General features: G+C 44.0%; 22 protein-coding genes. 16 read left to right on the top strand and 6 right to left on the bottom strand.

Annotated elements, in window-relative coordinates; translation table 11 throughout:
* Nucleotides 1-37: 37 nt before the first annotated feature.
* Nucleotides 38-1183 carry a succinyl-diaminopimelate desuccinylase gene (gene dapE, locus D104_RS33965; protein WP_024025138.1) on the bottom strand — a complete coding sequence of 382 codons (1146 nt, stop codon included), beginning with the start codon at nt 1181-1183 and terminating at the stop codon, nt 38-40.
* 79 nt (nt 1184-1262) lie between these two features.
* On the opposite strand from dapE, the gene D104_RS33970 reads away from it, so the two are divergent.
* A complete protein-coding gene (locus D104_RS33970) occupies nt 1263-1457 on the top strand; it encodes a hypothetical protein (protein WP_024025139.1) in 195 nt (64 codons plus the stop codon).
* On the opposite strand, the gene D104_RS33975 is transcribed toward D104_RS33970, so the two are convergent.
* From D104_RS33975 to map, 5 genes are all read right to left on the bottom strand, one after another.
* A complete protein-coding gene (locus tag D104_RS33975) occupies nt 1454-1798 on the bottom strand; it encodes an ArsC family reductase (protein ID WP_024025140.1) in 345 nt (114 codons plus the stop codon). The two genes, D104_RS33970 and D104_RS33975, sit on opposite strands and share 4 nt — an antisense overlap.
* Before the next feature lie 69 nt (nt 1799-1867).
* Nucleotides 1868-2905 carry a 2,3,4,5-tetrahydropyridine-2,6-dicarboxylate N-succinyltransferase gene (gene dapD, locus D104_RS33980; RefSeq protein WP_024025141.1) on the bottom strand — a complete coding sequence of 346 codons (1038 nt, stop codon included), beginning with the start codon at nt 2903-2905 and terminating at the stop codon, nt 1868-1870.
* 45 nt (nt 2906-2950) lie between these two features.
* Entirely contained in the window at nt 2951-4138 is a 1188-nt protein-coding gene (gene dapC / locus D104_RS33985; protein ID WP_024025142.1) for a succinyldiaminopimelate transaminase, read from the bottom strand.
* Nucleotides 4139-4144: 6 nt separating this feature from the next.
* A complete protein-coding gene (glnD, locus tag D104_RS33990; protein ID WP_024025143.1) occupies nt 4145-6838 on the bottom strand; it encodes a [protein-PII] uridylyltransferase in 2694 nt (897 codons plus the stop codon).
* Between the two features lie 82 nt (nt 6839-6920).
* Nucleotides 6921-7778, bottom strand: a complete 858-nt coding sequence (gene map, locus D104_RS33995) for a type I methionyl aminopeptidase (RefSeq protein ID WP_024025144.1) — start codon at nt 7776-7778, stop codon at nt 6921-6923.
* A gap of 332 nt (nt 7779-8110) precedes the next feature.
* Between map and rpsB the strand changes: the two genes are divergently transcribed.
* The 15 genes from rpsB (at nt 8111) to rnhB (ending at nt 22237) form a co-directional block, all read left to right on the top strand.
* A complete protein-coding gene (rpsB, locus tag D104_RS34000) occupies nt 8111-8845 on the top strand; it encodes a 30S ribosomal protein S2 (protein WP_024025145.1) in 735 nt (244 codons plus the stop codon).
* Nucleotides 8846-8929: 84 nt separating this feature from the next.
* The gene (tsf, locus tag D104_RS34005; protein ID WP_024025146.1) at nt 8930-9790 is read left to right on the top strand and encodes a translation elongation factor Ts; all 861 of its coding nucleotides are present in this window, start codon (nt 8930-8932) and stop codon (nt 9788-9790) included.
* Between the two features lie 129 nt (nt 9791-9919).
* Entirely contained in the window at nt 9920-10642 is a 723-nt protein-coding gene (gene pyrH / locus D104_RS34010; protein ID WP_024025147.1) for a UMP kinase, read from the top strand.
* Between the two features lie 7 nt (nt 10643-10649).
* The gene (gene frr, locus D104_RS34015) at nt 10650-11207 is read left to right on the top strand and encodes a ribosome recycling factor (protein ID WP_024025148.1); all 558 of its coding nucleotides are present in this window, start codon (nt 10650-10652) and stop codon (nt 11205-11207) included.
* Nucleotides 11208-11256: 49 nt separating this feature from the next.
* Complete coding sequence (gene uppS, locus D104_RS34020) at nt 11257-11988, top strand: polyprenyl diphosphate synthase (protein ID WP_024025149.1); 732 nt, start codon at nt 11257-11259, stop codon at nt 11986-11988.
* Nucleotides 11989-11990: 2 nt separating this feature from the next.
* A complete protein-coding gene (locus D104_RS34025; RefSeq protein WP_024025150.1) occupies nt 11991-12794 on the top strand; it encodes a phosphatidate cytidylyltransferase in 804 nt (267 codons plus the stop codon).
* Nucleotides 12794-13969: a 1-deoxy-D-xylulose-5-phosphate reductoisomerase gene (gene ispC / locus D104_RS34030; protein WP_024025151.1), complete on the top strand. Its 1176-nt coding sequence runs from the start codon at nt 12794-12796 to the stop codon at nt 13967-13969. The genes D104_RS34025 and ispC overlap by 1 nt, the downstream gene beginning before the upstream one ends.
* Nucleotides 13966-15312 (top strand): RIP metalloprotease RseP, encoded by a 1347-nt coding sequence (gene rseP, locus D104_RS34035; RefSeq protein WP_024025152.1) that lies wholly within the window; start codon nt 13966-13968, stop codon nt 15310-15312. The genes ispC and rseP overlap by 4 nt, the downstream gene beginning before the upstream one ends.
* Entirely contained in the window at nt 15293-17638 is a 2346-nt protein-coding gene (gene bamA / locus D104_RS34040; RefSeq protein WP_024025153.1) for an outer membrane protein assembly factor BamA, read from the top strand. Before rseP ends, bamA begins: the two co-directional genes overlap by 20 nt.
* 30 nt (nt 17639-17668) lie before the next feature.
* Complete coding sequence (locus D104_RS34045; RefSeq protein WP_024025154.1) at nt 17669-18163, top strand: OmpH family outer membrane protein; 495 nt, start codon at nt 17669-17671, stop codon at nt 18161-18163.
* Nucleotides 18164-18166: 3 nt separating this feature from the next.
* Complete coding sequence (lpxD, locus tag D104_RS34050) at nt 18167-19207, top strand: UDP-3-O-(3-hydroxymyristoyl)glucosamine N-acyltransferase (RefSeq protein WP_024025155.1); 1041 nt, start codon at nt 18167-18169, stop codon at nt 19205-19207.
* The gene (gene fabZ, locus D104_RS34055) at nt 19204-19641 is read left to right on the top strand and encodes a 3-hydroxyacyl-ACP dehydratase FabZ (protein ID WP_024025156.1); all 438 of its coding nucleotides are present in this window, start codon (nt 19204-19206) and stop codon (nt 19639-19641) included. The genes lpxD and fabZ overlap by 4 nt, the downstream gene beginning before the upstream one ends.
* On the top strand, nt 19641-20417 hold the full coding sequence (gene lpxA, locus D104_RS34060; protein ID WP_024025157.1) for an acyl-ACP--UDP-N-acetylglucosamine O-acyltransferase: 777 nt from the start codon (nt 19641-19643) through the stop codon (nt 20415-20417). Before fabZ ends, lpxA begins: the two co-directional genes overlap by 1 nt.
* A gap of 63 nt (nt 20418-20480) precedes the next feature.
* Nucleotides 20481-21638, top strand: a complete 1158-nt coding sequence (gene lpxB, locus D104_RS34065; protein ID WP_024025158.1) for a lipid-A-disaccharide synthase — start codon at nt 20481-20483, stop codon at nt 21636-21638.
* A complete protein-coding gene (gene rnhB, locus D104_RS34070; RefSeq protein ID WP_024025159.1) occupies nt 21638-22237 on the top strand; it encodes a ribonuclease HII in 600 nt (199 codons plus the stop codon). The genes lpxB and rnhB overlap by 1 nt, the downstream gene beginning before the upstream one ends.
* Nucleotide 22238: the final 1 nt, after the last annotated feature.

The following is a 22238-nucleotide window of genomic DNA, read 5'->3' on the forward strand; positions in this document are numbered from 1 at the left end:
GTGTTTCTCATTTTATGTTGGCTTATGCTTCGTGTGTTTATTTTTTGTCAGTGAACAGATTTTCAAGTATGCGAGTATAAATCTCAGAAAGCTTGTTTAGGCTGTCTGCGTCGACGCATTCGTTAATCTGATGAATAGTGGCATTGATAGGGCCGAGCTCTACGACTTGCGTGCCCATTTTTGCAATGAATCGCCCGTCTGATGTGCCGCCGGATGTTGAGAGTTCGGGTGTGATATCAACGGTGTGTTGTACTGCATCGACAATGGCATCCACCAATTCACCTGGTCGAGTTAGGAAAGGTAAGCCGTTGTATGTCCACTCAATGTCGTAGCGTAAATTGTGTTTGTCTAAGATTTCAAGAGTACGGACTTTCAGGGCGTCAAAGTCCAGCTCGGAAGAAAAGCGGAAATTAAACTGAGCGTTTAACGTGCCTGGTACAACGTTGGTTGCGCCTGTACCAGATTGAATGTTGGAAATTTGAAAGCTAGTGGGTGGGAAAAAATCATTGCCGTTGTCCCAGTGAGCATTGGCCATTTCATCTAATGCAGGTGCTGCAAGGTGTATAGGGTTTTGAGCTAAATGAGGGTACGCAACATGGCCTTGTTTTCCATGTACGGTTAAATTTCCGCTAAAGGAGCCACGACGACCATTTTTAATAATATCGCCGAGTGTTTTTGTGCTGGAAGGTTCGCCTACGATGCACCAGTCGACTTTTTCATTACGTGCTATCAGAGCATCAACGACGCGCGTTGTCCCATCGACAAAAGGGCCTTCTTCATCGCTGGTGATTAAAAAGGATATCTGGCCTTGGTGGTTAGGGTGTTCTGTAACAAAGGCTTCTACCGCCGTTACCATGGCAGCAAGGCTGCCTTTCATATCTGCTGCACCGCGACCATAGAGCATGCCATCAACAATAGCGGGTGCGAAGGGAGGAACAGCCCATTCCGCTTCAGGTCCTGTTGGCACAACGTCTGTGTGTCCTGCAAAACAAAGGTTGGGTCCAGAAGTGCCACGTTTTGCGTAAAAGTTTTTTACGTCTCCAAAGGGCATGTATTCGATCTCAAAACCCACGTTTTTCAATCGTTCGATCATGAGGTCTTGGCAACCTGCGTCTTCTGGTGTGACAGAAGGGCGAGAAATAAGATCCACAGCAAGTTTGAGAGTAGGGGACAAGTCAGACATTCTTTACCTTTGTATTTGTTTTCGCTACCTTATGGATGATTCTGTTACTATAACAGGAGAATCATATTAAGGTGGGATTATGAAATTAGGTGTTGTTGTATTTTTGGGTTTGATTTCTGCTAGTTGTAGCCTTTTTCAACAGCCGGTTATTCAGGAATCTTACTTTGTTCCAGTTATTCGTTCCGACAATTCCTCTGCGGGTTACACGCCAACTGTGACGCCTATGATGCAAAGAAAAGAAACCCCACGAATATATACGCCAGTGTTACGTTAGAGTAATTTTTCGGCGTACTCTTCTGTGCTAAATCCAAGAATAATGGATTGATCGATTACCAATAATGGACGCTTAATCATAGAAGGTTGAGACATTATGATATGAACTGCGTTTTCGTTGTTCATGGTGTTTTTAGTCTCTTCATCCAGCTTTCGCCATGTGGTTCCGCGTTTGTTAATGACGCTTTCCCATCCGAGTTCGTTTACCCACGCCTGTGCCGTAGTTTCTTCAACCCCTTCTTTTTTGTAGTCATGGAAGGTGTATGTGATCTTGTTTTCATCCAGCCAGCGAAATGCCTTTTTCATGGTGTCGCAATTTTTGATGCCAAATATAGCTATCATTTTTTATCCTGTAATGCGTCATTCAGATAATGTCCGAATGACGCTTTTGATTAATTGATGCTTTTATTGTTAGTTGTGGGCGTGCAGTACTTCGTTCAGAGCGATGGCGGTTTTGTTGGTTTTGCATTCAATCGCCCCTGTTTCTGAGTTGCGGCGGAACAAAAGATCCGATTGCCCAGAAAGATCACGCGCTTTGATGGTTGAAACGACTTGGTTATTTTCATCAAGAACCGCGACTTTAGAGCCCGCCGTAATGTAAAGGCCAGACTCAACGATACAGCGATCACCAAGGCCGATGCCGATGCCCGCATTGGCGCCGATTAGACATTTTTCACCAACACCGATGACAATATTACCGCCACCTGAAAGGGTGCCCATAGTCGAGCAGCCGCCGCCAAGATCTGAGCCGTTACCAACAACCACACCTGCAGAAATACGACCTTCGACCATACTTGTTCCAAGGGTGCCTGCATTGAAGTTAACAAAACCTTCGTGCATGACGGTTGTGCCTTCCGCTAAGTGAGCGCCTAAACGAACGCGAGCGGCATCGCCAACTCGGATGCCGGTAGGGACAACAAAGTTCAGCATTTTAGGGAATTTATCCACACTGAATACTTCAATTGTACGGCCTTCCATGCGAGCGCTTAGTTGGCGATCTGCCAGTTCACGAACATCGATAGGGCCTTCGCTTGTCCATGCTGTGTTAATCAGTAAACCAAACATGCCGTCTAATACGGTGTTATGAGGTTGAACTTGACGGTGAGAAATGAGTTGAAGCTTTAGGTACACTTCTGCGGGGTTGCTTGGGGCTTCATCTGTGGCCAGCACACATAAAATGACAGGCTTGGTAGAGGCTTTTAGACGCGAAGCCAATTCTGCTTGCTCAATGTTACCGGCTTTGAGAAGGTTTAGATGTAAGCGGTTAAGGTCGCTTTCTTCTAGTACTAGTGTTGCGTTTCCACCTTCATAGTTTGTGCTTTCAAAAATAGCATCTAGTGTGCTTTTTTCAGCGTTAAGGCTTGGTGTTGAGTAAAAAACTTCTAACCAGTCGCCTTCTTTGTTTTGAGTGCCGATACCAAGACCGAATGCAAAGATTGTGTTGCTCATGTGTGTTCTCCAACTAAATTTTCTAAATATAATGCTAAAGGGGGGTTATCTGCGACTGAGGAAATCTTTGATTCTTTTTGCTGCCTCAACGCACTCGGATTCTTCTGCAACAAGCGCCATACGAACATGGTGATCGCCAGGATTTTTTCCATCAATTTCTCTGCCTAAGTAACTACCTGGCAAAACTAATACGGATTCTTCTTGATACAGTGATGTGCAAAAATCTTCGTCTATCATGTCTAATTCTGGCCATAAGTAGAATCCTGCTTCTGGCTTTGAGATTGGCATAACGGGCGATAATATTTCTAATACGGAATCAAATTTTCGGGTGTAGATTTCTCGATTTTTAATCACGTGTTCTTCATCGTTCCAAGCAGCAATAGAGGCGTCTTGGTGATGAATGGACATGGCGCAGCCCTGATACGTTCGATACAGCAAAAACGGCTTAAGTATAGAAGCGTCGCCTGCGACAAAACCAGAGCGCAGACCGGGTAAATTGGAGCGTTTTGATAGAGATTGAAAAATTAGGCAATGTTTGTAATCTGTATTTCCTAAGATTTGGCACGCCTCGAGTAGGCCCAAAGGGGCTTGGTCGCCAAAGTAAATTTCTGAATAACATTCATCCGCGACAATGGTGAAGTTGAAGGTTTTGGCTTTTTCAATGAGGTACGCGTATTCGTCCAGTGTTGTGACGGTGCCGCTTGGATTGTTTGGTGAGCATACAAATAAAACTTCGCAGCGTGCCCACGTTGTATCGTCAACAAGTTGATAGTCTACTTTGTAATTTGTTTCTGATCCGCAAGGTAGAAAGTGCAGTTCTGCCCCAGCCAGAATGCCTGCGCCTTCGTAGATTTGGTAAAAAGGATTTGGGCTAATAACGATAGGTTGCTGCTTCTCGCCAACCAGTGTTTGGGTGATAGCAAATAAGGCTTCTCGGGTGCCGGTTACCGGTAAAACTTCAGTGTCAGGATTGAGGTTTTCTAATTTGAAACGGCGCTTTGTCCATTCGCTAATGGCGCATCTTAAAGGTAATTCGCCTTTGGTGCTTGGGTATTTACTTACGCCACTTAAGCTTTTCGAGAGTGTATCAAGCACAATCGCTGGCGCCTCGTGCTGAGGCTCACCAATGGTTAATTTGATAAGGTTTTTTTCTGGATTTGGTGATAGCCCTTCTAGAAGCTCTGCAAGCTTTTGGAAAGGGTATGGGTGCAAAGAGTGTATAAGAGGGTTCATTGGTTTTTAGTCCATCGCTTGAGAAAAACGGTCTATTTTCTCTTTCAAAAGGGTGCAAATGTTATTCATGCTGTCTATGTCGGTAATTAGGTCACCATTTTCTTCGGTGATATAGAAGGTATCTTCTACGCGCTCACCCAAAGTGGCAATTTTTGCCTTGTGCAGCATGATGTTGTGATTCATGAAAAATTGCCCTACTAGGGCGAGTAATCCTGGGCGGTCTGGTGCGGTAATTTCAAGTGCAGACCATACTTCTTCCGGCTGACTGACAAAATGCGCCGTCGCTGGTGAGTTGAATATCTTTAAGATTCTTGGCGTGTGGCGTTGAACGACGCTTGCGTAAGTCGATGGGGTTTCTAGCTGAGCCATCAATGTGTTTCGAATCAGAGCAATGCGTTCTTTGTCTAGGTACAGGTTGGTGTCGTTATCATTACTGTCCATCACGACAAAACTGTCTAAGGTGTAGTTGTCTGTTGTGTGGCTTATTTTTGCGTCTAAAATAGTCAGGCCAAGCTGCTCGAATGTCGCTGCAGTAACCGCAAATAAGTGTCTGCTTATTGGGGTGTAAATGAATATTTTACTGGCGCCGGAAAAGTTGCGCCCACCTAAGGGTGTAATGGCGATTAAGGGCTTTTCACTTGGGCGGTGCTGAATAATGGCTTCTGTATTCCAGGCGATTTCATCGCCATTGGAGCGAATGAAGTATTCGTCTTCAATGGATTCCCAGATTTTTTCCGCTTCCATGATGTCGACATTACGCTCAATAATTATTTCTAGGGCGCGCTGTTTGTGCTCGTCACTGATCATATCCGCATCGATTGGAAAATCTAAGCCGCGTCGAAGCGCGCGTTTTGTTTCTAGGTAGAGTTGACGCATGAGCGAGGCGCGCCAGCTGTTCCACATAGTTGGGTTGGTAGCGTTAATGTCTGCAACCGTGAGAATGAACAAATAGTCGAGGTGTTCTTGGTCTTTAACGTAGCTTGCAAACTCCCAGATTACTTCAGGGTCTGAAATGTCTTTACGCTGTGCTGTCACCGACATAAATAGGTGGTTTCTAACCAGCCATACGACCAATTCGGTGTCTCTTTTTGATAGTCCATGGCGTTCGCAAAACGCTTGTGCGTCGACGCAACCCAGTTCTGAATGATCTCCGCCACGACCTTTCGCGATATCGTGGTACAAGCCTGCAATATAAACCAATTCAACTTTTTGGATGTGGCGGATGGCTTGACTGGAAATGGGGAACTTTTGTTTGTATTCAGGAAGCCATAGGCGGCGTAAGTTTTCCACGACCTGGAGCGTGTGTGCATCAACTGTATAAATATGGAAAAGGTCGTGCTGCATTTGGCCAATGATGGCGCCAAATTCTGGTAGATAGCGACCAAGTAAACCGAGGTGCTTCATTGATCTCAATATGCTCGATAGACGAAAGCGACTGGATATAATGTCCATAAACAAATCGGTGTTTGTTTTGTTATTTCGAAAGTTGTCATCGACCAGTTCTAGGTTATCACGAAGCTGTCGCATGGTGTTGGCGCGAATGCCTTTGATGTTTTCGTGAGCGCCAAACAAGACGTAGATTTCCAGCATGCTCGATGGATTATCTTGAAAGAGTGTAGGAGAGCGTGCTTCTAATTGTCCGTTGGCAACTTGAAAATGATCATTGATAATTTCAATTGGTGTGACGGAGTCTTTTTCTAAAAAAGATTCTTCAAAATGTTGAAGCAGTAAGTCGTTAAGTTGTTGAATGGCCGCAACACTTTGGTAGTAGCCTTGCATGAAACGTTCAACATTGCGTTTAAGGTCGTCATCATCAAAACCGAATAGTTTTGCAAGGGTTCGTTGGTGGTCGAAAAGAAGTCGATCTTCTTTGCGGCCAGCCTCGATATGAAGAGCCCAACGAATTCGCCACAAATGGCTGACAGCGCCTTTTAATTGAATGTATTCGTCTTCTGATAAAAATTCTTTTTCAATTAATGCGCTCAATCTATTTGTGTGCAAGTGGCGTTTCGCAACCCAGTCTATGACCTGCATATCTCTTAATCCGCCAGGGCATTCTTTTAGATTGGGTTCTAGGTTGTAGGCAGTGTTTTGATATTTTGCATGGCGCTGCTTTTGTTCTGCTAGCTTTGCTTGATAAAAGGAGTGCCCATCCCACATATTAGAGGTATCAATATTTAGCTTAAGTGTGGCTAAAAGGTCTTTTGATCCAATCAGTGTGCGAGATTCAATCAGATTGGTGATGATGGTGATATCTTCGGCAGCCATCTGGGTGCATTCATTAAGCGTGCGGACGCTGTGCCCTACGTCTAGATTGATGTCCCATAGGAAGGTGATGAAGCTTTCCAGTTTTTCCTTAGGCGCTGAGGCGTCATTCTCGATTAATATCAGTAGGTCGATATCGGATTTTGGGTGCAGTTCTCCGCGACCATACCCGCCTACCGCTACTAGGCTGACGTGCTTTTCGCTATCCAGCTCTTTTGCAGTCCATACCGCATGTAATACTTCGTCATAGAAGGAAGAGAGTCCCTTCACGAGTTTTTCGATCGGGTAGAGGGAGTGAAAAAGGTCGTTGTAGGCCGCCGTTTTTTCTTCGATGATGGCTTTGTAATGAGAAATAGAGCAGCCGGGTTTGGCTAGTTTGTCTTTCTCTTCCTCAGTAAGTAGTGGCGGAGCGTCTGGAAAAGCAGGGAAGTCCATACAAGAGCCTCGAAGAATGAATCGGTTTTTAGAATAATAAATGGCATGCCATCGGGTGTGTTGAGCGAAAAATAACGCTTCTCTATGAGAAGCGTGTTTCTTCTGGTCTGCGAGTTAAGACTTCAACGCCGTCTGCAGTGACAAGTAAAGTGTGCTCGTACTGAGCAGACAGTCGACCATCTTTGGTTTTGGCTATCCAGTTATCTGGGCCTGTGTGTTTTACTTGTTTTTTGCCAGCGTTGATCATCGGTTCGATGGTCAGGGTCATGCCTTCTTCAAGCATAACGCCCGTGCCTGCTTTGCCATAATGTGCCACTTGTGGTTCACCGTGAAAGGTGGTGCCAACACCGTGGCCACAATACTCTTCTACAACTGAGCAGTGGTTTTTGTGTGCGTGCGCAGAAATAGCGGCACCAATATCGCCTAGACGGACACCTGGTTTTACTAGGTCAATGGCTAGGTAAAGGCATTCTTGTGTGATTTTAGCTAAGCGTTCAGCATGAGGTAGCGCAGGACCTGCAAAGAACATTCTACTGGTGTCGCCGTAATAACCATCTTTGATGATGGTGATGTCGATATTAACCGCGTCGCCTTTTTTTAAGGCTTTATCATTCGGGATGCCATGACAGATAACGTCATTAACAGACGTGCAGCAAGACTTAGGGAAACCGTGATAATTTAATGGTGCTGGAATCGCGCCTTGCTCAGAAATTATGTAGTTGTGAGCAATAATATCCAGTTGTTCAGTGGTTACCCCAGGAACAACAAATTCTTCTAGCATGACCAAAACGTCTGCGGCCAGTTTGCCGGCAAGACGCATACCTTCTATGTCACTGATGTCAGTGAAGTGTGTCGAGGCTGGGCGAGGCGTCCAGTTAGGCGCATCTACGCGGCCGTTTTTAGTGAGTTCTTCAACTTTTTGTAGGATTTCGTTGCTCATAATTGGCACATCTTAAATTGGTTTATATCTATATTGAGAGTATGTTGCGGGATATTCTACATGACTTGAGCGGTAGAATCGCCTCTCTGATTGAAAAAAAGGCACGTCTTGTGGTGCGTAAAAAATGACACCAAGTCTTTTTGTTTTATGTCAAATGTGGTATAAAACGCCCGCCTGCCAGACTTAGGTCTGAAACAGGTATAAAACTTTAAAACTAACGATCTTGCCGCAATAAAATAAAGTGTCTGGGGTGTCATTGGTTGCTTTAAACCTTGTTTGACTGACGCTTTAAGCTGGTAAGCATAAATAACCCAAATATAAAGGATAGTAAAATGCCTACAGTTTCTATGCGCGACCTTTTGCAGGTTGGTTCACACTTTGGTCACCAAACTCGTTACTGGAACCCAAAAATGAAGCCTTTCATTTTTGGTGCTCGTAACAAGATTCATATCATTAACCTTGAACATACAGTTCCTGCTCTTAATAACGCTCTTGAGCTTGTTAAGAAAATGGCTGAGAACAAAAACAAGGTTTTGTTTGTTGGTACTAAGCGTGCTGCATCTAAAACGATTAAAGAGCAAGCTGCTCGCTCTGGTATGCCATACGTTAACCACCGTTGGTTAGGTGGTATGTTGACTAACTACAAAACCATCCGTGCATCTATCAAGCGTCTTCGTGAGCTTGAAGGTCAAGTGTCTGATGGTACTTTCGAAAAGCTGACTAAAAAAGAAGCTTTGATGCGTACTCGTGAGCTTGAAAAACTTGAGCTTTCTATGGGTGGTATTAAAGATATGGGCGGCCTTCCGGATGTTTTGTTTGTAGTAGACGTTGATCATGAACGTATCGCTATTAAAGAAGCAAACAAATTGGGCATTCCTGTTATCGGTATCGTTGATACTAACAGTAACCCAGATGGTGTTGATTACATCATTCCAGCTAACGACGACGCGATCCGCGCTGTTCAGTTGTACGTTGGCGCTTTTGCTGATGCTGTTCTAGAAGGTCGTTCTGCGACTGCTGGTACTGCAGATGAATTCGTTGAAGTAAGCGAAGCTACTGAAGCGTAAGCAAACTTTCTAGTTTGTTCTGGTTTCTAAAGGGGGGTTTTTACCTCCTTTTTTAAATTTGAATTGGTATAAAGAGGATTTAACATGGCCGCAGTATCTGCAGCATTGGTAAAAGAGCTACGTGAACGTACTGGCCTAGGCATGATGGAGTGTAAAAAAGCACTTGTCGCTGCTAACGCTGACGTTGAAGTTGCTATTGAAGAACTACGTAAATCAAGTGGCATGAAGGCAGCTAAAAAAGCGGGCCGTACTGCAGCTGAAGGAACAATCGTTATGCGCGTTGCAGACGATGCTTCTTACGGTATCTTGGTTGAAGTTAACTCTGAAACTGACTTCGCGTCTCGTGACGAAGGTTTCATTGCTTTCGCTAATAAAGTGGCTGACGTTGTTTTTGCAACGAAAGAAACTGATATGGCTGTTTTGCTTGCTGGTGAAATTGGTCAAGCGCGCGAAGCATTGGTACAGAAGATCGGTGAGAATATTTCTCCTCGTCGTGCTGTCATCATTGAAGGCGGTTTAGTGGGTGCTTACCTTCACGGTAACGGCCAAATCGCTGTATTGACTCAATTGGAAGGTGGTTCTGCTGAACTGGCTAAAGATGTGTCTATGCATGTTGCTGCTGTTGCTCCTCGCGTTGTTCGCGGTGACGACATGCCTGCAGAAGTTCTTGCAAAAGAAGAAGAAATTGTTCGTGCTCAGCCAGACATGGCCGGTAAACCAGCAGAAATCGTTGATAAAATGATTGTTGGCCGCATGAAGAAGTTCTTGGCTGAAAACAGCTTGACTGAACAGCCTTTTGTTAAGAACCCAGAAATTAAAGTGGGTCAGCTTGTAAAAGACGCTGGCGCAACAGTAACGTCTTTCATTCGCCTAGAAGTAGGTGAAGGTATTGAAGTTGCTGAAGTAGACTTTGCAGCAGAAGTAGCAGCACAACTTAAGGGTTAACTCTTAGTTGCGGTGTCTTCAAAAAAAAGGGGCAGCTTGACTGCCCCTTTTTATGAAAGACAGGTGCGATGAGTGTCGGTTAAATTGACCTCAGTTATTGAAGAATGAAAACCATTGCCGGAGGTTGATATGTCAAAAGAAAAGAGTCCTAAATACAAACGAATTCTGCTGAAATTAAGTGGCGAAGCCCTAATGGGGGATGAGTCTTTCGGTATCGATCCAAAAGTATTAAATCGTATAGCGCTTGAAATAGGTCAACTACGAGGCATTGGTGTTGAAGTTGGTATCGTTATTGGTGGCGGTAACTTGTTCCGTGGGCAAGCGTTGAGCGAAGCGGGTATGGATCGTGTTACTGGTGACCACATGGGTATGTTGGCAACGGTAATGAATGCGTTGGCGATGCGCGATGCATTGGAGCGTGCAAATATTGCCACTCGAGTGATGTCGGCGATCACCATGACGGGTATTGTAGAACCATACGACAGACGTCGTGCGATGCGCTTAATGAAAGAAGGTGATGTGCTGATCTTCTCTGCAGGCACGGGTAACCCTTTCTTTACAACAGACTCTGCTGCATGTTTACGCGGCATTGAGATTGATGCAGATGTTGTATTGAAAGCAACAAAAGTGGATGGCGTTTATTCAGCGGATCCAATGAAAGATCCAGCGGCCGTCAAATATGATACATTGGGCTACGATGAAGTCCTTGAAAAACAATTAGGGGTCATGGACTTAACAGCGATTTGTTTGACTCGTGACCACAGCATGCCAATACGTGTGTTTAATATGAACAAGCCGGGAGCCTTGGTGAACATCATGGTGGGTGGCAGTGAAGGTACACTGATTAAGTGAGGAAATTATGATTAACGAAATTCTTAAAGATGCAGAAGACCGTATGAGTAAAGCGGTTTCTGCTGTTGAATCTGCGTTCAAAAAAATTCGTACAGGTCGCGCACACCCAAGTATATTGGATTCAGTAAAAGTGAATTATTACGGCTCTGAAACGCCGTTAAGCCAAGTGGCTAACATCACGGTAGAAGATGCGCGTACTTTAGGTATATCTCCTTGGGAAAATAACTTGGTTCCTGAGATTGAAAAAGCCATTATGAAATCTGATCTGGGTCTTAACCCAGCGACGAATGGTAATCTTATTCGAATTCCTATGCCGGCTTTGACGGAAGAAACGCGTAAAAATTACTTTAAGCAAGCGAAAAACGAAGCGGAAAATGGCCGTATCTCTATTCGTAATATTCGTCGCGATGCAAATGGCAGCCTTAAAGACTTAGTAAAAGAAAAAGAAATTTCTGAAGATGACGATCGTCGTGGACAGGATCAAGTTCAAAAAATAACAGACAAATACGTTGCTTTAGTTGAAGAGCGTCTTGCTGCAAAAGAAAAAGACTTGATGGAAATCTAATGAAAGGGGCGAGCTTCGGCTCGCCTTTTTTATTGACTAAGGTAAGACTATGTCTGAATTGGACGGCACTGATCTTGATTCAGTGGTTGGACCAGCACATATTGCCATTATTATGGATGGTAATAATCGCTGGGCGAAGAAAAAGCACCTTCCGAGTATTGCGGGACATACAGCAGGCGCGTCTGCAGTTCGTCGTGTTGTAGAGGCGGCGGCGAAATCTGGTGTTAAGGTATTAACGCTATTCGCTTTTTCCAGTGAAAACTGGAAGCGACCAAAGTTAGAGGTTGATGGTTTGATGACGTTGTTTATGCGTTCTTTGAAAAAAGAGCTGAAACGTCTAAATGAGCATAAAATCCAGCTGAGAGTCGTTGGTGATCTTTCGGGCTTTAGTAATAGTTTGCAGAAGCAAATTCAAAATGTTCAGAGTGCCACAAAAGACAATGACCAAATGACGTTGGTTATTGCTGCGAATTATGGTGGACGTTGGGATATTGCCCAAGCCGCTAAAAAAATAGCTGAGCGCGTAATGTTAGGTGAGGTGTCTCTTGATGACATTGATGAGGTGTTATTAGGTGAGAATGTCGCACTGGCTGACTTACCACCCCCCGACCTGTTAATTAGGACGTCTGGGGAAGAGCGTATTAGTAATTTTTTACTCTGGCAAACCGCGTATTCTGAATTTGTCTTCCTTCCGGTATTGTGGCCGGATTTTGATCAACAACATTTTGATGAAGCTATTCATATTTATCAAAATCGTCAACGTCGTTATGGTGGTCGATAACCATGTTACTCCCTCGTATTTTAAGTGCCATTGTTATGGCTGTGTTGTTTATTTGCGCTGTATTCGTTTTAGAGGCAGATAGTTTCTTTGTTGCCATGGCTGGCGTTGTTCTACTGGCTGGTTGGGAATGGGCGCGTTTATCTGGCGTGCAAAGCCAAGTGGCTCGTGTTGCTTATGCCATTTTTATTGGTGTTGTGTGTTTTTGGGTTCTAAATCTCAACCTTGAGGCGCTGTCACTTTATATTACTCCTTTGTTATGGGCGACAGCACTTTATTGGGTAATACGTTATCCAGCCCCTTTGTTATGGCGTCATGTTATTAGTCGTCTGGTCTTTGGTGTGTTAGTGCTGCTTACAACGTGGACGGCGTTGGTTGTTTTGAAACAATCAGAGCATTTTGTCGTGTGGGTTTTGCTTCTGATGGGGCTGATTTGGGGAGCGGATTCTGGTGCCTACTTTGCAGGGCGCGCGTTTGGAAAAAGAAAATTAGCAAAATTTGTTAGTCCCGGTAAATCATGGGAAGGCGTAATAGGCGGTTTGCTTTTAACTCAGGTTGGCGTTGCCATTTTTGCCGTATTGAGTGAGTTCTCTTTTACCCAGTGGTTGATTTTGTCATTGATTGCACTCTTAACGTCGTCGGTATCGGTGTTAGGGGATTTAACGGAAAGTTTATTTAAGCGCCATGAAGGCTTAAAAGATTCGAGCCGTTTGATTCCTGGGCATGGTGGCGTTATGGATCGTGTCGATAGCCTAACGGCGGCGGCTCCAATTTATGTTTTATTGCTTAGTTTGGCTGGATGGCTTTGATGCAAGGCATTTGTTTATTGGGAGCGACCGGGTCGATCGGGCAAAGTACGCTAGATATCATTGCTCAGCACCCAGATAAATTTGTTCTGATTAATGCGTCTGCAAACGAAAGTGTGGATAAAATGGCGGCTATCTGTCGCCGATTCAAACCTCAGCGTGTGGTAATGGGGTCTAAAAAGGCTCGTGATGAACTGGCTCAGCAATGCGCCGATTTGACGACATCGTTTGAGTGGGGAGAACGAGCTCTCGAAAGTATTGCTTCCGACTCTGCTGTTGATCAAGTGATGGCGGCCATTATGGGGTTTGCTGGCCTGAAGCCGACATTGGCGGGCATTCGCGCTGGAAAACGCACATTGCTGGCTAATAAAGAGTCTCTTGTGACTGCTGGTAAGCTCTTTATGGATGAGGTGGTGCGTCATAATGTTACATTGCTGCCCATTGATAGCGAGCATAATGCGATTTATCAGAGTTTACCTCAAACAGCATCTGGCGCTCATAAGCAGGATGTATCTAAGGTTATTTTGACCGCATCTGGTGGGCCTTTTAGAACTTGGTCAATGGAAGACATGTTGGCGGTAACGCCAGAGCAGGCTTGCAAGCACCCAAATTGGTCTATGGGGCAAAAGATTTCAATTGATTCGGCTTCTTTGATGAATAAGGGCCTTGAATTGATAGAAGCATGCTGGCTATTTGATGTAACGCCAGATGAAGTGGATGTTGTTGTTCATCCGGAAAGTATTGTCCATTCAATGGTCTCTTATCGCGACGGTTCTGTGATTGCTCAAATGGGAAATCCGGATATGAAAATACCGATTGCTTATGGTATGAGTTGGCCGAATCGGGTGGAAACAAATGTTGCCCCCTTGAGCTTGGTTGATATCGCGTGTTTGAATTTTGAATCCCCTGATTTGGTGCGCTTTCCTAATTTGAGATTGGCCGCCGATGCGTGGTTTATGGGCGGTACTGCCATGGCGGTTTTAAATGCCACGAATGAAATCGCAGTGGCGGCTTTTTTGAATCGTCAGATCGGCTTTCTTGATATTGCCAAATTGAATGAGCAGGTTTTGACATCTGCAAATATCACGGCGGTAAGTACGCTTGATGATGTTTTTGAAGCGGATACATATGCTCGTCGTTTTGCTCAGGATTTAATCTCTCGCGGTGGTTTTTCATGATACAAAATATCCTTTCTATTGTTGTCGCTCTAGGTCTTTTAATTACTTTTCATGAGTTTGGGCATTTTTTCGTGGCTCGCCGTTGTGGGGTGAAAGTCCTGCGCTTTTCTGTAGGTTTCGGGAAGCCTATTTATCGTTATATAGGAAAAACAGGCACAGAATTCACATTGGCGATGATACCTCTTGGTGGCTATGTGAGAATGCTGGACGAGCGTGAGGGGAATGTTCCTGAGTCGTTAAGAAGTCAGGCGTTTAATACCAAAAATGTATGGCAACGTATTGCGATAGTTGCGGCTGGCCCTGTCGCGAATTTTATTCTAGCGATTGTTATTTATGCCTTAGTCGCTTTGCTTGGTGTGCAATCTATTGCGCCTAAAATAGGTCAGGTTGAGCAAGATTCGCCTATTTCACAAACACAAATTCAAGCGGGTGATGAGCTTATCGCTATTGCTGGTGAGTCGGTATCATCGTGGGAAGATGTAAATTTAACGTTAGCGGGCTTGATTGGACAAACAGGAACCATTATCGTTCGATACCGACCTGAAGGTCTTAGCGCTTTACAGGAAGGCAACGTCAGCCTTAATCGATGGTTGGTGGGTGATGAGCCTAATAATTTAATTAAGGCGTTTGGTCTGGCGCCGTGGCAGCCTGTTATTGTGCCAATCATTGCGCAAGTTGTTGAAGGTGGTGCGGCGGCCGAGGCTGGTTTTTTGGTGGGCGATGAAATCTTAGCCGTAGAGGGTCAGTCTATTTCAAACTGGCAGCAGGTTGTGGCATTAGTGCAGTCCAATCCGGTTAACGTGATGTCGGTTGAAGTTCGACGCACGGAAGGGGTCTTTACATTATCCTTACGACCAAATTCCACAGAACGTAATGGTAAAGTGATAGGGTATGCAGGCTTGGCTGTGGTTCCACCTAAGTGGGATGAGAGTCTTGTTAGAGAACGATATTACGGCCCATTGGATGCGATTTCTTATGGTATTGAACAAACTTCTAGGATGATATCGTTAACGGTTTCTTCTATCGGGAAAATGCTTCAAGGTTTAATTTCCGTTGATAATCTGTCTGGTCCGATAACCATTGCAAAAGTGGCGAGTGCATCAGCAGACTCGGGCTTACAGTCTTTTTTGAAATTTATGGCTTACCTCAGTGTCAGTTTGGGGGTGCTTAATTTGTTGCCTATTCCAATGTTAGATGGTGGGCATTTGTTGTTTTTTGGCATTGAAGCTATTCGCCGAAAGCCTGTTTCTGAAAAAATTCAGAGCATGGCTTATCGTGTAGGGGCTTCTCTTTTATTCGCTTTAATGGCCATTGCCATTTTTAATGATATTGCCCGCTTGTAGAGAGGTATATGTGAAAGTCGTTCCAGCTGTGTTGTTGGCTTTAATAAGCGTGCAGGGTTTTGCAAAAACCGTAGAGGATGTTCGAATTGATGGTCTAGTACAAATGCCATCGGCAAGAGCGTTTGACGTAATAGGTTTCGATGATAGTGAATCCTATGATTCTGATAAAGTATATCAAGCCATTAGTTCTCTTTTTAACACGGGTTACTTTAGTGACATTGACGTGTATGAAGAAAATGATGTCTTGATTTTTGATGTGGCTGAACGGCCTTCTATTGGTAATTTAACCATAGAAGGTAATGAACTAATCAAAACGGAAGATTTAGAGCGGGGCTTGAAGTTATCTGGATTAGAAATTGGTGAGATATACAAGCCAGAAACCTTAAATCAGATAGCTCAAGAGCTTCAGCGTCAGTATTACGCGTTAGGTCGTTACAGTGCAAAAGTAGATATCGCGGTAGAGGAAATGCCGCGTAACCGAACAGGCATTGTGATTAAGATTGATGAAGGTGATACGGCAAAAATAGTCCATATCAACATTGTTGGTAATAAAGATTTTGATGAAGAAACACTGACCAAAAATTTTGAAGCGGAAGAAACTGGATCGTGGAATCCTTTTAGCTCTGCTGACGAATACGCAAAAGCAAAAATTGAAGGTGATATTAATACGCTAAAGAGCTTTTATTTGGATAAAGGTTATTTAGATTTCAGTGTTGTGTCGAGTCAGGTGAGTTTGTCTGCAGATAAACGTGATGTTTACATTGTGATTAATGTTGATGAAGGTAAGCCATATAAAATTAATAACGTTTCTTTAAGTGGTAGTTTGCCCATTGCAGAAGATCGAGTGTGGAAGCAAATATCCCAGAAGAGCGGCGACGTTTTTTCTCGCAGTGAAGTGACAAAAATCATCGAGAAAATATCGACAGAATTAGGCGATGACGGCTACCTATTTACTAACGTCAATGTGATTCCAGAAAAGCTCGACAATCACACGGTTAACCTTAGTTATCAAATTACACCTGGCCCAAAAGTGTATGTTCGCCGTATTACATTTAGTGGTAATAGCGAAACGCAAGACGAAGTATTACGCCGTGAAATGACGCAATTTGAAGGCGCGTTGGCAACACACTCAAAAATTCAATCTTCTAAGCGTCGCATTGAACGTCTAGGCTTCTTTGGTAGTGTTGATTTAAGAACGCGCCCTGTGGCTGGAACGTCTGATCAAGTTGACTTAGATGTGGTCGTGCAAGAACAAGCTTCCGGTAGCATTCAAGCCAGTATCGGCTATTCGCAAGAAGACGGTACGGTGCTTGGCTTTGGTATTTCTAAACGTAACTTTTTAGGAACAGGTAATAAGCTTTCCTTTAACGCTACGCGCACCAATCAAACACAAGACTATTCTATTAGTTACGATAATCCATATTTTACCGTTGATGGTGTGAGCCGTGGTTTCCAATTATTCTATCAAACCAGCGATCATGCTGATGATGATGTGGAAGATTATGACCTAGATGAAATTGGTGCTGGTGTAAGTTACGGTTACCCAATTTCAGATACGCAGCGTTTGTCTTTTGGTATGACGGTCAAAGAAAGTACGGTTAAGTTAGGCTACGACCCATCCAATGAAACCCAAGACTACGTTGATACCCATGGGGATAATTACGACGATGTGATTGCGAGCTTAACGTGGAGCGACAGTGATTTGGTGGGTGGTGTATTACCAACCGATGGTTATTCCACAAAGGCCACATTAGAAGTGGCATTGCCTGTGGGTGATCAGCAATACACTAAACTTGGATTGACGTCTCAGCGTTACTGGAATTTAAACAGTTCAGACCTTTGGTTGTTTAGGTTGAAAGGCCGTTTGGGATATGGGACAGGGTATGGTGATACCGAAAACCTACCTTTCTTTGAAAACTACTTTGCTGGCGGTTCTTATTCTGTTCGAGGTTATGGTGCGTCTTCTTTAGGTCCTAAAAACTCATACCCTAGCAGCTCGAGTAATACCAGTTCCGCTTTGGGTGGTAATATTTTAATGACCGGTACGGCCGAGCTTATTTTCCCATTGCCTATGGTTGAAGACCATAAATCGGTTAGGACAGCACTATTTTTGGATGGTGGTAATGTATTTACCGATGTGTGTTATTCGGGAAATACAGAGTGTAACGAAGGCGTTGATCTTTCAGAGATACGTTATAGTGTGGGTTTAAGCTGGACATGGATTACACCCATTGCACCTTTGTCCTTTAATTTCGCCAAACCGCTTAATGCACAAGACGGCGATAAAACAGATTTCTTCCAGTTTCAGTTAGGTACGACTTTTTAATTTAGAATGCATCATTCGAGAGGAACGAAAATGAAACGAATCATAACCGCACTTTTTATTCTATGCTTTATTGGCAGTGTGCAAGCAACTGAGGTGGCTGTTATTGATTTCAGAGCGGCGCTTTTGGAAAGTAATATTGGGCAAGAGGCGGCCAAAGAACCAAAGCAAAAAGTAGCAGAGATGGACGCTCGTCTAAAAAAAGAACAGGCGGATCTCGAAACAACAGCTAAAGATTTGAAGCGTGACGAGTTGACCTTATCTCAGGACGAATTCAAAAAGCGTCGTCAGGCATTGGCCGAACATGATAATAAAGTTCGAGCGATGGCGGCGAGCATGCAGCGTCAGGCCAAAGCGTTAGAGCAAAAACTGATTCAAACGTTAACACCTCAAGGTGAAGCGGCATTGAAGTCTTTGATTGAGGAACGTAAGTTGGATCTCGTTTTAAATCGACAGTTAAGTTTGTACGCCAATGCGGATGCAGATCTTACAGACGAACTAGTGAAACGTATTAATAAGGACAACTAATTTATGAGCCACACGCTAGGGCAATTGGCTGCTAAGGTACAGGGCGTTGTTAAAGGAGATGACCGTCTTCTGATTGAGAAATTGGGTACACTTGAAAAAGCAACCCAAACAGAATTGAGCTTCTTGGCCAATCCTAAATATCAAAATCAACTTGCCTCTACTTCTGCAGGCGCGGTTCTTGTTAAAAATGAAGAATTGGCTCAGTTAGTAGAAAACGCCATTATTGTATCAAACCCTTATCTAGCGTTTGCTCAATTGTCACACTTGTTTGTTCCATCGACTCAGTGTTGGTCTGGTATTCATTCAAGTGCGGTTGTCTCCGCCAATGCGATAATCGCGGAGGATGTGGTTGTTGGTCCCAACTCAGCGATTGATGATGACGTTGAAATTGCCGAAGGTTGTGTTATCGGTGCAGGCTGTGTCATTGGTCGTGGTGTTAAAATCGGAAAAGGCACGCGTCTTTACCCTAATGTCACTGTTTATCATGATGTGGTGATTGGCGAAGCCTGTATATTTCATAGTAGTTCAGTTATAGGGGCGGATGGGTTTGGTTTTGCGCCAACACAGAGTGGCTGGGAAAAAATCAATCAGCTAGGCTCTGTTGTCATAGGTGACAATGTTGAAATCGGTGCGAGTACAACGATTGACCGTGGCGCGATAGAAAATACCTACATTGGTCATGGTGTTAAAATAGATAATCAAGTTCAAATTGCTCATAACGTCGTAATTGGGGATAATACAGCGATTGCGGCGAGTACGGCGATTGCAGGCAGCACTAAAATTGGTTCTTCTTGTACTATTTCGGGCGGTGTTTGCATTGCAGGGCATTTAACCCTTGCCGATAGCGTGCATGTCACTGGTATGAGTATGATCAGTAATTCTATTACAGAAGCTGGGTCTTATTCTTCTGGAATGGGCATGGAACCAACGGCTAAATGGCGTCGAACGGTTGCTCGAGTCAGAAGAATAGATGATATGGCCAAGCAGTTCTCACAGTTGAAACAACAGGTTAATAAGTTTTTAGAGAAGGTTGATAATAAATGATGGACGTAAATGAAATCCGCCAATACTTACCTCATAGGTATCCGTTTTTATTGGTAGATCGTGTTATTGAGTTAAATTTAAATGAGTCCATTGTCGCTTATAAAAATGTCACGATTAATGAACCGTTTTTCAATGGGCATTTCCCAAATCACCCAGTAATGCCTGGTGTTTTGATTATTGAAGCAATGGCGCAAGCAGCAGGTATACTTGGTTTTAAAACCATGGATAAAAAGCCAGAAGATGGTTCTATCTATTACTTTGTTGGTTCTGATAAAGCACGTTTTAAGCGACCTGTAGTGCCGGGCGATCGCCTACAACTTGAAGCAAAAATCATTACCGAAAAACGTGGTATTTGGAAGTTTGAATGTAGAGCAACAGTTGACGGTGAGTTAGCGTGTTCTGCAACAATTTTGTGTGCTGACAGGAAAATATAGTGCCAATACATCCAACAACTTTAATCGATTCGAAAGCTGAGATTGACTCCACTGTGGAGATCGGTCCCTTTTGTGTGATCGGACCGAATGTAAAAATTGGTGCTGGTAGCGTTATTAAATCGCATGTTGTGATCAATGGTCATACAACGATTGGGTCTAATAATGAAATTTATCAGTTTGCTTCTGTTGGAGAGGCGAACCAAGATAAAAAGTATAAAGGTGAACCAACGCAGCTGATTATTGGCGATGGTAATGTCATTCGAGAGAATGCGACTATTCACCGTGGCACGGTTCAAGATACGGGCATTACTGTTATTGGTAGTCATAACTTATTTATGGCAAGCACGCATGTTGGTCATGATTGTGTTGTTGGTGACCATAATATAATGGCTAACTTTGCGGCTTTAGCGGGCCATGTAAAAGTTGGTAATAATGTCATTCTTGGTGGTTACACTGGGATTCATCAGTTCTGTCAGGTGAATTCTTTCAGTATGTGTGGCATGGGATCAATGGTTTCTAAAGATGTCCCTAGGTACATTATGGTTTCTGGTAATCCTGCTAAAGCGCATGGCATGAACTTCGAGGGAATGCGCCGACGAGGTGTACCTGCGGATGTCATCCGAGCGTTGCGTACTGCGTATAAAACAATATACCTTAAAGGATTAACGTTAAATTCTGCTTTAGAAGAATTGGAAAAAGGGGATGTGGTTCATATTCCTGAGGTGGCGGAGTTCATCTTATCCATTCGGCAGTCTAAACGTGGCATAGTCCGATAGACACCATGTTTTAAAGAAAACCCCGGACAATTTCGGGGTTTTTTATTATTAGAGGTTGTGTAAATGAAAGTGACGTCTCCGGTACGTTATGTCTTAGTCGCAGGTGAGGCTTCTGGTGATATTTTAGGTGCAAACCTAATATCTCACTTAAAAGTATTACAACCCAACGCTGTATTTGAAGGGATTGGCGGGCCGTTAATGGAAGCGCAAGGTCTCAAATCGGTTGTGCCTATGGATCGATTGTCCGTGATGGGATTGGTTGAAGTGTTGGGCCGTTTAAGAGAGCTTCTAGGCATCCGTAAGCGATTGTATCAGTCTTGTTTAGATAACCCACCAACGGCCTTTATCGGCATCGACTCTCCTGATTTTAATATGCCTTTGGCTAAAAAATTAAAACTAGCCGGTATTCCGACGATCCATTATGTCAGTCCTTCTGTATGGGCATGGCGTCAGAACCGTATTTTTAATATTAAAAAATCGGTCGACTTAATGTTGGCTCTGTTCCCATTTGAATTGCCTATTTATCATGAACACCATATTCCTGTTGTTTGTGTCGGTCATACTTTGGCGGATGATATACCGTTAGAAAGTGATGCGCTTCAAGCGAGAGACGATCTTAATCTAGGTTCAATTAAGGGGCCTGTTTTTGGGATCTTACCAGGTTCTCGTGAAGGGGAAGTTTCACGCTTAGCGCCGCTGTTTGTTGAGACGATGAAACAGATTAAACAAAAGGAACCGAACGCGGTCTTTTTGATGCCAGCGGCAAATGCGGCTAGACGTGTTCAAATAGAGGCCATACTGCAAGAGGCCAATGCCGAAGCGATTATTATCGATGGTCAGTCTCGTACGGTCATGGCGGCGTCCGATGCTATTTTGTTAGCGTCTGGGACTGCGGCCCTTGAAGCTATGCTGGTGAAACGTCCAATGGTCGTGTCGTATCGTGTTAACAAGCTGACGTATGCCATTATGTCTCGGATGATTAAGGTGCCTTATGTTTCTTTGCCTAATTTGCTAGCCAACGAGGCGTTAGTGCCAGAGTTACTTCAAGACGCCGCAACACCAGAGAATTTAGCGATTCGTTTACTACAAACTTGGCGCTCGTTTAATGGTGATAAAAGTATTCAGGCTAAATATCTGGAATTGCATAAAATGTTGAGAAAAGACGCCGGTGAACAGGCGGCTCTGGCGATTGTTTCCATGCTTGAAGCAAAGGCGAAATGATGGTGCCTTTTGTGAGTCAGATGTATTTTGGCGACTTATTGGCAGGCACTGATGAAGCGGGAAGAGGGCCGTTAGCAGGCGAAGTGGTGGCCGCGGCCGTCATTCTTGATCCAAACCGTCCAATCGCAGGTCTAGCGGACTCAAAAAAACTGAGCGAAAAAAAACGCGAAGCCTTGTTTGTGGAGATTCAGGAAAAAGCCTTAGCTTATGGCGTTGCCAGTGCCACAATAGAAGAAATCGACGAGATAAATATATTGCACGCCAGTATGTTGGCGATGTCTCGAGCGGTCGCTTTGTTGTCTATTATACCTGAGCATGTTCTGGTTGACGGTAATAGGATTCCGCCGAACTTACCTTGCCCGGCTGAAGCGGTTGTTAAAGGTGATGCTAGGCAGGCGGCTATTTCAGCGGCGTCCATTTTAGCCAAAGTCACGCGTGATCGGGATATTGTGAAGGCCGCAGAAATATACCCTGAATATGGATTTGAAAAGCACAAAGGTTACCCTACGGCCATGCACCTTGACGCGCTTAAATCACATGGTATTACACCGATACACCGACGCAGTTTTGGCCCCGTTAAAAAAATTCTAGAGGGATAAT

This window comes from Marinomonas profundimaris (assembly GCF_000508165.1).
GTDB classification, from domain to species: Bacteria; Pseudomonadota; Gammaproteobacteria; order Pseudomonadales; family Marinomonadaceae; genus Marinomonas; species Marinomonas profundimaris.

Excerpts from the sequence above, each read along its gene's own strand:
- dapE (WP_024025138.1), bottom strand. The coding sequence starts at position 1,183 with ATGTCTGACTTGTCCCCTACTCTCAAACTTGCTGTGGATCTTATTTCT.
- D104_RS33970 (WP_024025139.1), top strand. The coding sequence starts at position 1,263 with ATGAAATTAGGTGTTGTTGTATTTTTGGGTTTGATTTCTGCTAGTTGT.
- D104_RS33975 (WP_024025140.1), bottom strand. The coding sequence starts at position 1,798 with ATGATAGCTATATTTGGCATCAAAAATTGCGACACCATGAAAAAGGCA.
- dapD (WP_024025141.1), bottom strand. The coding sequence starts at position 2,905 with ATGAGCAACACAATCTTTGCATTCGGTCTTGGTATCGGCACTCAAAAC.
- dapC (WP_024025142.1), bottom strand. The coding sequence starts at position 4,138 with ATGAACCCTCTTATACACTCTTTGCACCCATACCCTTTCCAAAAGCTT.
- glnD (WP_024025143.1), bottom strand. The coding sequence starts at position 6,838 with ATGGACTTCCCTGCTTTTCCAGACGCTCCGCCACTACTTACTGAGGAA.
- map (WP_024025144.1), bottom strand. The coding sequence starts at position 7,778 with ATGAGCAACGAAATCCTACAAAAAGTTGAAGAACTCACTAAAAACGGC.
- rpsB (WP_024025145.1), top strand. The coding sequence starts at position 8,111 with ATGCCTACAGTTTCTATGCGCGACCTTTTGCAGGTTGGTTCACACTTT.
- tsf (WP_024025146.1), top strand. The coding sequence starts at position 8,930 with ATGGCCGCAGTATCTGCAGCATTGGTAAAAGAGCTACGTGAACGTACT.
- pyrH (WP_024025147.1), top strand. The coding sequence starts at position 9,920 with ATGTCAAAAGAAAAGAGTCCTAAATACAAACGAATTCTGCTGAAATTA.
- frr (WP_024025148.1), top strand. The coding sequence starts at position 10,650 with ATGATTAACGAAATTCTTAAAGATGCAGAAGACCGTATGAGTAAAGCG.
- uppS (WP_024025149.1), top strand. The coding sequence starts at position 11,257 with ATGTCTGAATTGGACGGCACTGATCTTGATTCAGTGGTTGGACCAGCA.
- D104_RS34025 (WP_024025150.1), top strand. The coding sequence starts at position 11,991 with ATGTTACTCCCTCGTATTTTAAGTGCCATTGTTATGGCTGTGTTGTTT.
- ispC (WP_024025151.1), top strand. The coding sequence starts at position 12,794 with ATGCAAGGCATTTGTTTATTGGGAGCGACCGGGTCGATCGGGCAAAGT.
- rseP (WP_024025152.1), top strand. The coding sequence starts at position 13,966 with ATGATACAAAATATCCTTTCTATTGTTGTCGCTCTAGGTCTTTTAATT.
- bamA (WP_024025153.1), top strand. The coding sequence starts at position 15,293 with ATGATATTGCCCGCTTGTAGAGAGGTATATGTGAAAGTCGTTCCAGCT.
- D104_RS34045 (WP_024025154.1), top strand. The coding sequence starts at position 17,669 with ATGAAACGAATCATAACCGCACTTTTTATTCTATGCTTTATTGGCAGT.
- lpxD (WP_024025155.1), top strand. The coding sequence starts at position 18,167 with ATGAGCCACACGCTAGGGCAATTGGCTGCTAAGGTACAGGGCGTTGTT.
- fabZ (WP_024025156.1), top strand. The coding sequence starts at position 19,204 with ATGATGGACGTAAATGAAATCCGCCAATACTTACCTCATAGGTATCCG.
- lpxB (WP_024025158.1), top strand. The coding sequence starts at position 20,481 with ATGAAAGTGACGTCTCCGGTACGTTATGTCTTAGTCGCAGGTGAGGCT.
- rnhB (WP_024025159.1), top strand. The coding sequence starts at position 21,638 with ATGGTGCCTTTTGTGAGTCAGATGTATTTTGGCGACTTATTGGCAGGC.